This is a genomic window from Paenibacillus sp. FSL M7-0896, assembly GCF_037975415.1.
Classification (GTDB): Bacteria; Bacillota; Bacilli; order Paenibacillales; family Paenibacillaceae; genus Paenibacillus_AQ; species Paenibacillus_AQ silagei.
The window spans coordinates 205,708-219,793 of sequence record NZ_CP150250.1; the positions used below are offsets into that span (position 1 = coordinate 205,708).

Here is a 14,086-nt window from a genome sequence, read left to right on the forward strand (position 1 = left end):
TAGGGGGATACGGGAATGGCACGTTATTTTAATGGTAAAGAAGTAGAGTTATTGGCACCAGCGGGAACCTTCGAGATCTTCAAGGCTGTTATTGAATCGAAGTGTGACGCGGTGTATTTCGGCGGTCCGGTGCTTAACATGAGAATGATGCGCAAGGGCTACAACTTGAGTCATGAAGAGATTATCGAAGCCCTGAATATCGCTCATAGTATGGACAAAAAAGTATATATCACGGTCAACAATCTGTTCAGCGAAGAGGATGTGGAAGAGGCCAGAGCGTACCTTAGCTTCCTGGACACGGCCCGCCCGGACGCGCTGATCGTGCAGGATATGGCGGTGCTGGAATTGATCCGCGAGATGGGGCTGAATCTGCCGGTTCACGCATCCGTCATGATGAATGTGCATAATCTGGAGATGATCCACGCGCTGAAGGAGCTGGGCGTCAGCCGGGTGGTTACCTCGCGGGAGATGGATCTGCAGACTGCGAAGCTGCTGGGCGCAAGAAGCGGTATGGAGCTGGAGTATTTCATCCATGGCGATATGTGCTCTGTCCACGGGGCGAACTGTTATTTCAGCTCTCAGGTGTTCGGGATGAGCAGCAACCGGGGCAAATGCATGAAGCCTTGCCGCTGGGATTACCGGATCAAGCGTGACGGCTATGTCTTCCCTGCGGAATATCCGCTGGCGGTGAAGGATATGTTCATGTATGAGCATCTTCCGGAGCTGATTGAATCGGGCATTACTTCCTTCAAAATCGAAGGCCGTATGCGCGATAAAGACTTCATGGTGATGCTGTCCAACAGCTACGGCGATGCGATTGACCGTTATATTGATGATCCGCTGGGCTTCGACCGGACCCAGGATTCCAAAGAGCTGTATAACAACCGTAAGCGTGATTTCTCCACGGCGTATGCTTTTGGCAAACCGGGACTGTCGAATATCAACCGCCGTTATGAGGGAACAGGCAAGTTCTACAGTACTGGCAAAGTATTCAGTACGCCGACTGCCGAGCGTGAGCTATCTGCAGAGCGGGTGACGGAACTGCGGGCACGAATGGCTGAAGACAGACGCAGTACCCTTATCAAGCCTGAGCTGGCAGTGCGTGTGAATAATATGGAGCAAGCGCGACTCGTACTGGAGATGGGAGTAGACAGCTTGTACCTGCCGGGCGATGTGTTTGAGCCGGACCGTCCTTTTACGAAGCAGGATATTAAGGATCTTGGAGCGGTAAAAGGCCATACCAAGCTATATCTGGGTCTGCCGCGGATGATGAACGAGCTGCATTTCGACCAATATGATCATCTGCTGAACGGGGAACGGCTGCCGATTGACGGCCTGATCATTACGAACCTGGGGGCGATCCGCCGTTACCGTGGCACCGGTTACCCGATGATGGGCGATGCCAATCTGAATGTATACAACCATCTGTCAGCCGGACTGTATGCCGGACTGGGCCTGACGAAGCTGACCGTTTCGCCGGAGATGACGCTGGAGCATTTCGCCTCCTTCACCTCGCACAGTGACTTGCCGCTGGAGGTTGTGGTTCACGGAACGCCTGCATTGATGTATATGGAGCATGATCTGTTCGAGAATACAGAGGTGATGGAGCCGATTGGGGAGGAAGACAACCAGTATGTCCGTAATGAAGTGCTGGTGCTCAAGACCGACAAGGGCGAGAACCCGGTCTACCGTGACCAATATGGCCGCTGCCATCTGCTGTTCGCCAAGGAGCTATGTTATCTCCCGATGCTGGGTGAAATGAACGGCCTGGGAATTACAAGCTTCCGGATTGAAGGTGCGACATACAGCATAGAGGAGCTGCGTACCATTATTGCTGCTTATCAGGCTGCAATGGATGGGGCGAAGCCGGTGGAGGAACTGCTGGGCGGGCTGAAGCCGGTCTATGCGGGATACACCCTCGGTTCACTGCAATTCAACTAATGCTAATAATTCAATTTTAAATTAACGCCGAGGAGAGTATAATAAGGGCATATGGCGCAATTATAAGTACCTTTTTTCACAAACTAATCATCTTGAATTATCAGCAGTTGAAAGTGAGGGATTTACATGGAACAGAGCGTCATCATTGGAAGAGAAGCGGTAGCTGCCAAAAGAAAGCAGTATTTCTACCCGTGTACCGCACATTTTTACCGGGATGCCCCGCAATTGGTGCGCGGAAGCATGCAGTATGTCTACGATGAGAACGGCAAGGAATACACCGACTTCTTCGCAGGAGTCTCAGTGGTTGCCTGCGGCCACTGTAATCCGGCTATTACTTCCCGTACGATAGCACAGCTTCAGCAATTGCAGCACACTTCGCCGATCTATCTGACCCAGCCGAATGTAGATTTGGCGGAACGCCTGGAAGAAGTGCTGCCGGGCGCGCTGCGCCGGACATTCTTCGTCAACAGCGGCTCGGAGGCGAATGAAGGGGCGCTGCTGCTGGCGCGGATGCATACCGGCCGCAAAGGCTTCATCGCCCTGGAAGCTGGCCTGCATGGCCGGACCAATCTCACTATGAGTGTGACCGGGCTGCAAATGTGGAGAACCGATGCCTACCTCGATGAGGATGTAACGTTCATTAAACGCCCGTATCATCCGGAATTGACGCTGGAGGAAGCGGCGGCGCAGTCGATCCAGAATCTGAAGGAGGTACTCGCTGCCCAAGGAGACACCATTGCCGCCATGATCGTGGAGCCGATTCAAGGGAACGGCGGGATCGTCATGCCTGCGCTGTCCTATTTCGGTGAGGTGAAGGCGCTGCTTGAGCAGTACGGTGTACTGCTGATTGACGACGAAATCCAGACCGGCTACGGCCGGAGCGGAGCTATGTTTGCGATGGAGCATTTCGGCGTCGTGCCGGACATTATCAGCATGGCCAAGGCGCTGGGGAACGGAGTGCCGATCGCTGCCTTTTCCACAACGGATGAGATTGCGGCATCGCTGAACAAGCCTTCCGCCTCGACGTTCGGAGGGAATCCGGTCTCAGCGGCTACGGCGCTGGCGGTGCTAGACTACATCCGTGATGAGCGGCTGGCAGAACGTGCGGCTGAGCTGGGCGGGCAGCTGAAGCAAGGCTTGCTTGCTCTCCAGGAGCGTTACCCTGCGTTGATTACCGACGTACGGGGCAGCGGACTTATGCTGGGGGCCGAGCTGGCCGGTTCGGAGACTGAGGATGCGGCTGCGGTGACAGACTATGTGCTGGAAGAGCTGAAGGACCGCGGATACCTGATCGGCAAAAACGGTATAGGCCGCAACGTCCTCGCCTTCCAGCCGCCGCTTGTGGTCACTTCCGGTAATATCGATGCCCTGCTGGATGCACTCCATGAAGTGCTGCAAGCGATCCACTGAGAAAGAGGCCTAACAATATGGTTATCATTAATGCTTTTAAACATACGGCGCTTAAAATGAAAATGTTCAGCGAGCTGGTGATGTTCTCGCATACGCTGTTCTCACTGCCTTTTGCCATCATCTCGATGGTCTGGGCGGCGGGAGGCTGGCCTTCCGGCCATATGATGTTATGGGGACTGATCGCGCTGATCGGGGCACGCAACGGGGCGAATGCGTTCAATCGTCTGGTAGACCGCACCTTCGACGGCAATAATCCGCGAACCGCCCACCGGCATCTGCCGCAGCGTCTGCTCGCAGAGAAGGAAGTCATTCTGTTCATTATCATCAATTATGCCCTGTTCATTGTGGCCTCCGGGATGCTGAACCTGCTCTGCCTGGTGCTGTCCCCGGTAGCCATTGTACTGATCTCATCCTACTCTTATACGAAGCGGTTCACCTTCCTGAGCCATCTGTATCTGGGCTTCGTGATTGCTTCGGCGCCGATTGGCGCCTGGTTTGCGGTTACCGGGAATATCGCGTTCACGCCATTCGTGATCGGAACCGTGGTGATGCTCTGGATTGCCGGGTTTGATATCATCTACGGGACTCAGGACATTGAGTTCGACCGGAAGAACGGCTTATGGTCCATCCCGAGCTTCTTCGGCCTGGAGAACGCGCTGCGGATCTCCAAGGGGCTGCATTTCATTATGGTTATGCTGCTGCTGTTCCTGTACGTCTGGCGTGATCTCGGCTGGATGTATCTGGTGGGCATCGGCATCGCTACGGTACTGCTTATGACAGAGCACAAGATTATCAAGCCTGCCAACCGTAAGCTGATGAAGGTGGCTTCTTATAATTTGAATCAGGTGATCAGTATGGTGATCTTGCTGTGTACGCTGATTGATTATTTTTACGTTAATTAGGTTGGGGGGGGGAAGGAGGGTGGGGAGCTGCACTGCGCGGAATGTTTGGACTTCCGGTCGCTGTTAACTTCGGATTCCCTGATTCGAGCCGCTGAACGCGGTAGGAATCCGAAGTTAAAGGCGAACGCTGCCGCTCCTACAGTTCCAAAATTCCTCTCCGTTCCGTCCTAACCTCTCCCTGAGCAACACTAACTTCAAAAAGACAACAGGCCTACCCAGCGGGGGGCGGCAGAAAAAGCGCGAATAAGCTTAGAGCTTCGCGCTTTTCTTCATTATGGGGGGGCAACCCCAAACCCCAAACCCCAAACCCCAAACCCCAAACCCCCAAAACCACAAATCACAAACCAATAGCTAAACTCACTCACGTACGCTCCGCTGCGTTCGCTATTTAGCGGATGGGTGAGATGTGGGCGGTTAAGTGTATTTCGTACAACTAAAAGACATCCAAAAAGCTAATTTCGTATGATACATGTATTCTGTACAACTAAAAATAATGAAAAGTAGCTTTTGAGGGCATTCCAGCCTAAATAGGTGTACAGAGTGCAATTAAAGCACCTGCCAGCTCATTAGAGGGGACTTTAGTTGTACAAAATACAATTAGCGCGGCGAAGTGTGATAAAAAACAAAAAAACGAGCCTTACTCAGGCTCGTTTACTTAATATGTGTTAATACAAATAGTGTGAAGGGTGGAGCGTACAGTATGAACTAATAAAGCAGCGTGGAGCTTGCAGCATCATAATACAGCTGAGCTACGTAAGCATTGTACGAAAGCTTACAGATGCTAACCGATTGCAACAGCCTTGGCCAGGTATTCTCTGCTGACGGCCACAATGCGTTAGAGCATCGCTGGCTATAACCCATTCAGTCCGGAGCTCAGCGGTCACGCCCAGCGAAGTACTGCAGCAGGGTTTCCAGATCGGCATGCGCCGGGAAGCTGGAGAGCTGCTCCACAATCGCAGCAGCCCGGGCCAGATAGTCCTGGCTGACGGCCTCTGAGCGGGTTAGGGCGTCACTGTTCCTTACCAGCTCCAGGACTTGTTCGATGTCGGCGGGAGATGAGCCAGGGCCTATTCTGCGGATGACAGGGGCAAGCTCGGCATCCTCTAAGGCAAAGAGCACCGGAAGGGTAACCTGGCCGTGGCGGAGATCGCTGCCGGCCGGCTTGCCTAGTACATCCGCCGATTGCGTGAAGTCCAGGATATCATCCTGGATCTGGAACGACATCCCCAGCGCTTCGCCGAAATCATAGAGGAGCTGGGCTGTCTCTGCGCTGCTCTCCGCCGACAGTGCGCCTACCCGCAGGCAGGTGGCCATTAGCAGCGCGGTTTTGTTACGGGATTTCTCCAGATATTGCTCCAGCGTAAGATCATAATCGAAGGCATGCTCTAATTGCTGATATTCGCCTAGACACAATTGGGAGGTGGCAACAGAGGACAGATCGTGAACATAACGGTCCTTATCCCCGGTGTACTTGCTGAGCAGTTCAATGATGCGGGCAGACATATAATTACCGATATGAACAGCGGATAGAATGCCTGTCTTGATATGAAGCGCAGGCTCGCCCCGCCGCAGCTCGGCGTTATCAATAATATCGTCATGAATCAGTGAGGCCACATGGATAAATTCAGCCGCAGCGGATAATTGCAGAGTTCGGCGTCCGGCAGGTCTCAGGCCAAACCGGCTGCCGACAATAACCATCAGCGGGCGGAGGCGTTTACCGCCGGAGCCTGTTAATTCAAGAATGCTCTGCGCCAGCTGCGACTTTTTGGGAACATCCTTATCATGGGTGACCAGATTCTTAATTTCACGGTTAATTTCATTCAGATCAATATTCAAGGCTTCATGCAGCTTCATCGTTCATGTTCCCACCTGTCAAATGGCTTTACTGGTACGGCTTCGTTGTCTGCGCTCCTGAATGAGGAATTCATCCAACTCCCGGGCCGGATTGTGTTCGGTGAACTCTCCATTTGAACGTGCGATCTGCATTTTTTTGATGGAAGGGGCCATGTAGGCCACCAGATCCAGCTCCCGGCATTTCACTGCAAACTGCAGATAGAAGCTGTACAGGTAATCTCCATCCAAAATGTTACGGGTCAGGTCAGGATGATGTGGGACACATTCCATATGGCGCTGTGCTGCCACGGTAAGAATGGTATAAATGCCTAGCAAATGGGTTTTGCGGTCATATTCCAGATCATGGCGTTCCAGTACCGAGAGCATTTGCTCACATTCTGCCGGAGAGAGAGACAACTGAATTCCGGCGATCTTAGACATCTCAGCCTGAAGCAACCGGAATGTATCTTGGGCGATTTTTTGGTTCACAAGCTTCTCTCCTTCATGTCGGTTTTGCTGGATGGAACCGAATCCCTGATTATCCCTACAAAACCATTTTGTTGAAATCGAACATATAAATGTACTTTCACCTCGTTAAACAAGGAGAGTAATGTGTCCTAGGGACACATTACTCTTAAGAATATCCTATTCAGCTTGCAGCAGCGCAGCTTGTGCATACGCCGCTGTTATAAATGAATGTAGTTCTTAACCACCGGTTACCCGGTTCATCAGTCGGTATACAGATACCAGCGCCGGACGAGAGGTATTCTCTTCCACTGCTTCTTGAGCCAAGGAAGAACATAGTAATCCAGGCTGAACACGGTGCCGGAACCGCCGATGCAGGCAATCGCTGCCCCAACATACCAGAGCATTTCTGTTGCTGCCATCTTGGTGGTCCAGATCATAACCGCCATACCTATCGTGGCTATAGCAGAGATAGCTGTGAACAGACCGACGATCAGCATTACACCGAAGACGATCTCGGCACAGACCATACCGATTTGGAACCATTTGGCCAGGAAGGTGTAAGAACCATCCGGGTTATAGAACATGAGATCCATGAACCAGTTAGAGATATCATAAATGAAGCCTGGAACCGGAAGAGCCGATACAGCTTCTTTGGCAGTGGATACTGCGGAAGCGGCAGATTGGGCATCTACGGTAGTTTTGACTGCATCCACAGCCTGACTTGCTGCCGATGTGGCGTCTGCATAAGGAGCCGCAGGAATCAGGAAAATCTTATTCGGATCAACCCAGATCTTGCGGATCTTCTCTATACCTTCATATAACCACATTCCCCCAAGGAGCATACGGAGCGGAACGAGCCAGAAGTTCGGCGAGCGCTTGGAGAAGTAACCGCCAACGAAGCTCTTGCGGTTCTCAACATGGAAGAACTCGTGCATCATGTAAGTCCAGACCTTATTGAAGCCTACAACCTGTGACAGATAGAACATATTGATGAAATGTTTGGACAACATAGCCATGAAGCCGGTCAGCATGAAGAACTTGCCCGGAAGACCAACGTTCGCTACACCGTAGCGGCTGCCGATCGAAACCATGGTGCCGTGGAAGCCTGGTTTGTATGCTTTTTTAGGCGTACCCTTGATGTCGGCAGTGATATTGCCTGCGATAACCGGAGCCGCTTGTTCAGCATTCTCAACCATTTGCGGAACTGGACGTTCTTCGCCTTCAGGGATGAAGAAGATGTTATCCCCTACAACATACACATTCTTATGGTCAACACTTTCAAGGTGTTCATTGGTAACAATACGTTTGCGGCCTTGCTGCTGAACATCAAGGTTGCCGACAATTTCGGAGCCTTCAACACCGGCTGTCCAGACAATTGTCTGTGCATCCACGATGTTCTTCTCGCCGAGGGCAACAGAGCCTGCGCCTACTTCGGTGATTTTGGCGCCTGTAACAATTTCTACCTTCAGCTTGCGCAGACGGGCTTCGGCTTTCTGGATCAGCTTATCCGGCAGGATAGGCAGGATCTTCGGAGCCATATCAGCCACGATTAATCTCACTTCGGAAGGATCGATGAAGAATTCTCTGCAGAGCTCATCGCGCTGCTCGGCCATTTCACCTACAAGCTCAACGCCGGTAAAACCGGCACCGATAATTACGAAGGTCAGCATAGCGCGGCGTGTAGCCGGGTTCTTTTCCTTCGCAGCTTTGGTGTACATGTCGCGGATTTGACGCTTCAAGGCAACTGCATCATCGTAGGACCAGAAGGAGAAGGTGTTCTCTTCTGCTCCGGGGATTCCGAAGAAGGTTGGCTTGCTTCCTGTGCCGATGACCAGATAATCATAAGCATAAGTGGCTTTGTCGGACTTCAGCTTCTTGTTCTTGAAATCAATGTTGCTGATTTCGTCCAGAACAACATCTACCTTCAGGCCGGCAAAGATTTTCTTCAAGTCAATTTTGATCGAATCCTCAGGTGCGCGATTCGCAGAAACCTCATGCAGCTCAGTCAAAAGAGTGTGGTATGGATTTCGGTCGATCAGTTTGATTTCTACATCTTTGTCGTTCTTAAATTTCTTTGCCAGTTTCTTAGCCGTGAGTACGCCGCCGTAGCCGCCGCCCAAAATGACTATTTTCTTCAAGAGAAACTCACCTCATTCATCTGATTAGCTGCAAAAGGGTAGCGAATAATTATTTCGCGCCTTCGAGTGCTTTTTGTGCAAGTGTGAAATATTCACCAACGTGGATGGATACGCCGGAGATTGCATCTGTTTTACCTTCAGCATCCAGGGTAGGAGCTACGCCTTTGTTCTCAAGGAAGTATTTCTCGGCAAGGGCGATTTCTTCATGCCATTCAGCAGCAGCGCCGCCGGCTTTCATGCCGTATTTGCCGTCTACAGAATATTGTTTCTTATCGTCGCCTGCAGCATTCACACCGCTGAAATTAACAGCTACAACGTTGCCGTTAGCAACAGAGAGAGCTACTGTGGACTTCCAGCCGGATGTAGCATCCATTTCGCCTTCAGCAGTATATCCGCCATCTTTGTATGGGCCTGCTTGTGCAGGGCCGGCAGCAAGTGCAGCCTGAGCCGCGCCAACGAAATCACTAACGTGTACGGATACACCGGAGATTGCATCTGTTTTGCCTTCAGCATTTACAGTGAGAGCAGCAGGATCTTGTTTTTCAATCAGGTAGGCTTCAGCAAGAGCAGCCTGTTCATGCCATTCGGACTTCGCTCCGCCGATTTTTACCAGGCCGTAGTTGCCGTCTTCAGATACTTTTTTCTTCAAATCGCCCGCTTTTTTAACATTGAAAGCATTCCAGTCAGCTTTGGTGATTTTGCCGCCTTCTACAGTCAGTTGTGTAAAGGTCTGCCAACCAGTCTCTGGATCGGCATCCACTGTACCGTAGTAGGTTCCGTCCTGGTACTTGCCTGTTTCGGCTGCAGGTGCAGTAGTTGCTTCAGTTGCGGCAGTAGCAGTTGCTACAGGTGCTGTTGTTGCAGCAGCGTTCTCTGCTTTGTTGCTGTTGCCACAACCTGCGAGTAAAGTACCCAATACCAGAGCGCTCGACAAGATTACAGAAGCTTTTTTCATTTTGATATGACCTCCAAGAAAATAGTTTAAAATATATATATTAAAATGTAAAACATTTTAATAGCGGTGGAAGTGATAAAAATCACTTTATAAATGATAAATGTCACTTTCATCTCGGTCTTAAGTCCCTTTTTGTAGCAGGCATACGACATATATCGGCAGGCAATAAGAAAAAATTTAATCATATCGTTTCTTGTTCGATGGCATTTTAGCACAAGCTATGGAACTATCATGTGAAAATAATCACTTAAATCATAAATAAATTTACTTCTGAAGTATATCAAATTTTAAGATAGTTGAATAGCTTTTTAAAAAGACTTTTATGTGACAAAAGTTGAGTTATTCTGCATGGCTTCATGCAATTGCAGGTGCAGCCCCTGCACAGCCAGGAGATTCAGCCAAAAGTCATGGGGGTAATAGTTCACAAGCAATTATAAGCTTTCGCCAGACATTAAATAGACAACTAAGGAGATGAGCTTGTAGTGGATAACAATGTGATCAAAGGTAAATGGCTGCAGATTAAAGGTGAAGCCAAGAAGCAATGGGGCAAGCTGACAGATGACGACCTGGATATCATCGATGGTGAAAAAGACAAGCTGGTAGGCAAGCTGCAGGAGCGTTACGGCCATTCCAAGGATGAAGCCGAAGCGGAGTACCATAAATGGGAGTCCTCCCACCGCAGCTAATCAGAAGGATAATTTAAAGCGTAGAACATATAAATTCTTATATTTCAAGGAAAAAGCGCAAATCGTATCTGATTTGCGCTTTTTTGCTGTCCCCCGGACATTCCGCAGCCATCACTCTCATACATATACATATGCAATAGCCCTCACGCTTCATGTTTTTCATTCCTCCAGTATGATACTATAAATATTATTGTGAACTTATTTTCGCTGCAGGAGTGAAGCCATGGAATATGTCAAAATCTTTTTTGTGAATACAGCTTTACTAATCACTCTGTCGTATCTGGCGAATCTAATATACAAGTACACTGTAACCCACGCATCCGAGCCTGTAAAAAGAGTAAGCTGGGTGCTGCTCGCGGTCTTTGCAGGGTGGATCAGTACCTTTTTCGGCTACAGACTGCATGAGCATGTCATTTTTGACCTGCGGTATGTACCGCTGATCATCTCTACACTGGCTTACCCCCAGCCCTTGGTCCTGATTATCATCGGAATCGCAACCGGGCTTACGCGCCTGACCTTTGGAGTGAACGAGGCAGCGCTGGTAGGCGTGCTGAATCTGACTATCCTGGGCTTTGTCTGTGCCGCGCTAAGCGTATGGATGAAGCGTTCGTCTGCGTCGGTGATGTATAAGGGGATTGCTACTATTCTGGTAGTCAATGTAGTGAATGTGCTGAATATTGCCGTATTTGGGGTCATTCCCACACATGATTACATAACGAAGATTCTGCCGGTTACCTTTCCCGCAGGCCTTGTCCTCAGTGCGTTGTTCGCGCTGATTATCCGCGATTTCCATCTGGACCTGATGCGTACAGGACAGATCATTAGAGCGAATAAGCTGTTGTCCGAGCAGACGGAGGAGTTGCATAAGAATAAAATTGTGCTCGAGGAAAGAGCCAAGCAGCTCATGCTAGCCTCACAGTTCAAATCGGAGTTCCTGGCGAACATGTCCCATGAACTAAGAACCCCGCTGAACAGCATTATCAACCTGTCCCAGATGATTGAAGAAGGCGATGAGTCCCTGAGTACGGAGGAACTTGCTGAATATGGCGGGATCATTCACCGCTCCGGGGAGGATCTCCTGTCGCTCATTAATGATATTCTCGATCTGTCCAAGGTGGAGGCAGGGAAGCTGGATATTATTATAGAGGATTTAAATACCAGCGAGGTCCCTGATCTGCTCGTCCAGCAGTTCGGCGTCTTAGCCAGACAGAAGCAGCTCACCTTCAGTGTCTCCCTGGACGAAGGGGTGCCTGCGGTAATCTACACGGACCCCCAGCGGGTGCAGCAGATTCTGCGCAATCTGCTCTCGAATGCGTTCAAGTTCACGATGACTGGCGGGGTCACTATGAATATCCGTGTAGTGGAACGTCAGGAGGGGTCTGCTGCACAGAAGTGGATTGCCTTTGAGGTGCAGGATACCGGAATCGGCATTCCCCCGGAGAAGCATGATCTGATCTTCGAGGCCTTTGAACAGGCGGATATCAATGTCAGCCGCAAGTATGGCGGTACGGGGCTGGGTCTGTCTATCAGCAATGATCTGGCCAGGCTCCTGGGCGGCTTCATTACCCTGCATAGCCGCGAAGGCCAGGGCAGTATATTCTCCTTACATTTACCACTGCATTCAGGCGCGTCCGTATAATCCCCGCAGCTCCAACTTTATTTGTGATTTCGGTGTATTGACAGGAACCTGGTGCTGAGTAGAATGAAGCAAAAGCCGCATCAAAGGAGAGTCAACACCCCATGAACATCATGAGAAACCGGCCGCTGCGGAACCGTTCCAAGGATTTGCGCAAGGCCTCCGTACACCGCAAGAATCTGCAGATCGCTACCTTTGAGGGGATACCATCCACCATATTCCAGGTGCTGCTGCAAGGCCAATTTCTTACAGGATTTTTGTTATACCTGGGTGCCAGCTCCAGTCAGATCGGATTTGTCCTCGCGCTTACTACGCTGGTGAACGTCGCACAGATCGGTGTGGCTTTCCTGATTCAGAGGCTGCCGAGCCGCAAGTGGGCGCTCGTGACTTTTATTGGCTTACACCGGCTGTTGTGGGGATCTACGGGCCTGGTTCCGTTTATTTTTCCGCAAGAGCACTGGGTTACTGCCTTCATCGTACTATATACCATTGCCTTCATTGCCAACACTGCCGGCGGTGTGCTCTGGAATTCGGTCATCAGTGACCTGGTGCCTGCAAGGGTCCGGGGCCGGTATTTCGGTATTCGCAATACGTTCCTTAATGCGCTGGGAAGCCTAGTGATGTACGGAGGCGGTATTATTCTTGACCGTTATCCGGGCGGACACGGATTCCTTATCCTGTATATTGTAGTGTGGATTTTCTCGATCTCGAATATTGTGGTGTTCTTCTTCTACCCGGATGTGCCGTTTGAGAAATCGGAAGAGAAGGACTTCCTGCCGATGCTCAGGAAGCCGCTTCAGGACAAGATGTTCATGAAATCCACGCTGTTCCTATCTGCTTGGCTGCTGCTGCAGAACCTGACCGTGCCGCTGTATTCCTATGTCATGCTGCAGCTGCTGAATATCAATTATGAGAAGCTGTCCCTGCTGAATGTCGCGCAGACGGTCTTCATGATGGCCAGCTTCTATGTATGGGGCAATCTGAATGCCAGGCACAGCAACAAGAAGTTGCTGCTGTGGACGCTGCCGATTATCGCGGTCTCTTCCCTAATCTGGGGACTCTTGTCTGTGCTGCCGATGCTTCCGGTATTATTTGCGGCTCATATTGTGTTCGGCGTGGGTGTGGGAGGCTTCAACCAGCTCGCCTTCAACTTCATTATTGGCGATACGCCGAAGCGCGAACGGCCGATGTATATGGCTATGTATGCGGCGCTTACCGGTCTGGCGGCCTTCTTCGGCCCGCTGCTGGGCGGCCGTATCTATGAATGGATTAAGGAATGGCCCCAGTGGATGCAGATCTACGGCATGCAGTTAGTGGTAGGCGTGCTGATGATTCTGCTGGCACTGCTGCTGGGCCGCCGTATTCTGCGGGATGAATAAGGAGGAATAGAAGGAGGCTATTTCGGTGACAAGAATTGCACTGGTACTGGGAGCTACAGGACTGGTCGGCAGTGCGCTGACCCGGGACCTGCTGGTCGGGAATTGGGACGAGGTCCGTATACTGGTCCGCCGTCCTCTTGCCCTTGAGCATCCGAAGCTGAGACAGATTCAAGTGGATTGGGACCGGCTTGAGCAATACAGCGAGCAATTCGCCGGTGTATATGCAGTATTCTGCTGCCTGGGAACGACGATTAAGCAGGCGGGCTCGCAGGAGCAGTTCGAACGGGTGGACCTGGAGTATCCGCTTGCGGCTGCGGCCCTGGCCAAAGAGCATAATGTGAAGCAATTCCTGGCCGTGTCCTCTATGGGAGCCAGCGCCAAATCGCGCACCTTCTATAGCCGGATCAAGGGGCGGACGGAGGAGGGCCTGATTGCTGCCGGATTCCACGGCCTGCATCTGTTCCGGCCTTCGCTGCTGCTGGGTGACCGGGCAGAATTCAGGCTGGGGGAACGCGCCGCGGCTGTGCTGATGAAGGCGCTGGATTTCGCCATGATCGGCAAGGCTGCGAAGTTCCGGGCCATTCCGGCTGCAACAGTAGCGCGGGCGATGATGAATATTGCCCTGGCCGATACAGGCGGCGTTCATATCTACACCAATGAGGTCATTCATGTGATCGGCAAGCATTAGCTGGGCATCAGGGTTTGCAAACCGCAGACCCCAGGACTTACAATAAACAT

11 protein-coding genes are annotated in these 14,086 nt (G+C 51.1%); 7 read left to right on the plus strand and 4 right to left on the minus strand.

Annotated elements, in window-relative coordinates; translation table 11 throughout:
- Positions 1-15: 15 nt before the first annotated feature.
- From MKY12_RS00875 to MKY12_RS00885, 3 genes are all read left to right on the plus strand, one after another.
- On the plus strand, positions 16-1,941 hold the full coding sequence (locus MKY12_RS00875; RefSeq protein ID WP_339253226.1) for a U32 family peptidase: 1,926 nt from the start codon (positions 16-18) through the stop codon (positions 1,939-1,941).
- A gap of 126 nt (positions 1,942-2,067) precedes the next feature.
- Positions 2,068-3,351 carry an aspartate aminotransferase family protein gene (locus tag MKY12_RS00880; protein WP_339253228.1) on the plus strand — a complete coding sequence of 428 codons (1,284 nt, stop codon included), beginning with the start codon at positions 2,068-2,070 and terminating at the stop codon, positions 3,349-3,351.
- 17 nt (positions 3,352-3,368) lie between these two features.
- On the plus strand, positions 3,369-4,253 hold the full coding sequence (locus MKY12_RS00885) for a UbiA-like polyprenyltransferase (RefSeq protein WP_051477771.1): 885 nt from the start codon (positions 3,369-3,371) through the stop codon (positions 4,251-4,253).
- A gap of 873 nt (positions 4,254-5,126) precedes the next feature.
- Here the strand turns inward: MKY12_RS00885 and MKY12_RS00890 are convergent.
- From MKY12_RS00890 to MKY12_RS00905, 4 genes are all read right to left on the minus strand, one after another.
- Positions 5,127-6,107: a polyprenyl synthetase family protein gene (locus tag MKY12_RS00890; RefSeq protein WP_339253231.1), complete on the minus strand. Its 981-nt coding sequence runs from the start codon at positions 6,105-6,107 to the stop codon at positions 5,127-5,129.
- Between the two features lie 18 nt (positions 6,108-6,125).
- On the minus strand, positions 6,126-6,575 hold the full coding sequence (locus tag MKY12_RS00895) for a hypothetical protein (protein WP_036722118.1): 450 nt from the start codon (positions 6,573-6,575) through the stop codon (positions 6,126-6,128).
- A gap of 239 nt (positions 6,576-6,814) precedes the next feature.
- Positions 6,815-8,692 (minus strand): FAD-dependent oxidoreductase, encoded by a 1,878-nt coding sequence (locus tag MKY12_RS00900; protein WP_036722120.1) that lies wholly within the window; start codon positions 8,690-8,692, stop codon positions 6,815-6,817.
- Positions 8,693-8,741: 49 nt separating this feature from the next.
- Positions 8,742-9,647: an FMN-binding protein gene (locus MKY12_RS00905; RefSeq protein WP_339253233.1), complete on the minus strand. Its 906-nt coding sequence runs from the start codon at positions 9,645-9,647 to the stop codon at positions 8,742-8,744.
- Positions 9,648-10,129: 482 nt separating this feature from the next.
- Between MKY12_RS00905 and MKY12_RS00910 the strand changes: the two genes are divergently transcribed.
- The 4 genes from MKY12_RS00910 to MKY12_RS00925 all read left to right on the plus strand — a co-directional run bounded on the left by MKY12_RS00910 (position 10,130) and on the right by MKY12_RS00925 (position 14,036).
- A complete protein-coding gene (locus MKY12_RS00910) occupies positions 10,130-10,333 on the plus strand; it encodes a CsbD family protein (protein ID WP_036695255.1) in 204 nt (67 codons plus the stop codon).
- 223 nt (positions 10,334-10,556) lie between these two features.
- The gene (locus MKY12_RS00915) at positions 10,557-11,972 is read left to right on the plus strand and encodes an ATP-binding protein (RefSeq protein ID WP_339253235.1); all 1,416 of its coding nucleotides are present in this window, start codon (positions 10,557-10,559) and stop codon (positions 11,970-11,972) included.
- A gap of 101 nt (positions 11,973-12,073) precedes the next feature.
- Entirely contained in the window at positions 12,074-13,348 is a 1,275-nt protein-coding gene (locus MKY12_RS00920) for an MFS transporter (RefSeq protein WP_209877274.1), read from the plus strand.
- A 25-nt stretch (positions 13,349-13,373) separates the two neighbouring features.
- Positions 13,374-14,036, plus strand: coding sequence for an oxidoreductase (locus tag MKY12_RS00925; protein ID WP_339312533.1), 663 nt, complete (start codon positions 13,374-13,376; stop codon positions 14,034-14,036).
- Positions 14,037-14,086: the final 50 nt, after the last annotated feature.